Source organism: Streptomyces sp. NPDC048192 (genome assembly GCF_043202415.1).
Classification (GTDB): Bacteria; Actinomycetota; Actinomycetes; order Streptomycetales; family Streptomycetaceae; genus Streptomyces.
The window spans coordinates 1-1470 of the sequence record NZ_JBIDAL010000047.1; the positions used below are offsets into that span (position 1 = coordinate 1).

The window sequence follows — 1470 nt, forward strand, 5'->3', positions numbered from 1 at the left end:
CCCCGTTACCTTCTTCATGGCCTCGCAAGGAGGCTCCCGGCCTTCGGCCCCGGTATGACTTGAGCCCCCAGTCGAGATGATCGAAAAGGTGGTGTCGCCGGTGCCGGAGGCATTGGCAGACCGCTGATTAGAGGCACGAGCGCCCATCCCTCAACCGGGTACGGCAGTCTCTTCGTAACGTGGATGCCGGCACGCTGATGCCGCAGGTGAGGCCGGGGATCAGGCGAGGGCGGGAGGGACGGTCGTGACGGACGAAACTGACATCGGCGTCTATCTGGGGCTCGATGTCGGCAAGGGCGAACATCACGCCGCAGCCGTCAATCGCGCTGGAAAGAAGGTGTTCGACAAGCCGCTGCCCAACAGCGAGCCGAAGCTGCGGGAGCTGTTCGACAAGCTCCGGGCCAAGCACGGAACCGTGCTGGTGGTCGTCGACCAGCCGGCTTCCATCGGAGCTCTGCCCCTGGCAGTCGCCCGGGACGCAGGCTGCCAGGTCGCCTACTTGCCCGGGCTGACCATGCGGCGGATTGCCGATCTTTACCCTGGTGAGGCCAAGACCGACGCCCGTGACGCGTTCGTCATCGCGGACGCTGCCAGAGCGATGCCCCACACCCTACGGGCGGTCGATCCCGCCGATGAGACAGTCGCGGAGCTCGCGATGATCGCAGGCTTCGACGACGACCTGGCGGGCGAGTCCACCCGGATCGCCAACCGGCTCCGCGGCTTGCTCACTCAGATCCATCCGTCGCTGGAACGGGTCCTGGGCCCACGAATCCAGCACCCGGCCGTGCTCAGGCTGCTGGACCAGTTCGGTTCCCCGGCCCAGATCCGCAAGGCCGGAAGGCGACGACTGGTCACCCTGATACGGCCGAAGGCACCGCGGATGGCCGAACGACTGGTCGAGGACATCTTCACCGCACTCGACGAACAGACCGTCGTCGTCCCGGGCACCGACGCGGCCGCGCTGATCGTCCCCAGCCTCGCCAGTTCCCTACAGTCCGTCCTTGACCAGCGCAAACTCCTCGCTGCACGGATCGAAGAGCTCCTGGAGGCCCACCCTCTTTCCCGGGTCCTGATCTCGATGCCCGGCATCGGGGTCAGGACCGCAGCCCGCATCCTCATCGACGTCGGTGACGGCAGTGGCTTCGCCACCGCCGGCCACCTCGCCGCCTACGCCGGCCTGGCACCTGTGACCAGGAACTCCGGCTCCTCCATCCGCGGCGAACACCCTTCACGACGCGGCAACAAACAGCTCAAACGGGCCTTCTACCTCGCCGCGTTCGCCTCGCTCTCCCAACCAGAGTCCCGTGCCTACTACGACCGAAAACGCCGCGAAGGGAAACACCACGTCGCAGCCCTCATCGCACTCGCCCGACGCCGCATCGACGTCCTCTTCGCCATGCTCCGAGACGGCACCTTCTACCAGTCGCCCGCCCCGGCTACAGCTTGACGAAGCCCATAGAGGCACCTTTT

Annotated in this window: 1 protein-coding gene; it reads left to right on the forward strand. The window is 66.4% G+C overall.

From position 1 onward, the window contains the following. Window positions 1-244 precede the first annotated feature (244 nt). On the forward strand, window positions 245-1447 hold the full coding sequence (locus ACGFZN_RS39940; RefSeq protein WP_393863395.1) for an IS110 family transposase: 1203 nt from the start codon (window positions 245-247) through the stop codon (window positions 1445-1447). Window positions 1448-1470: the final 23 nt, after the last annotated feature.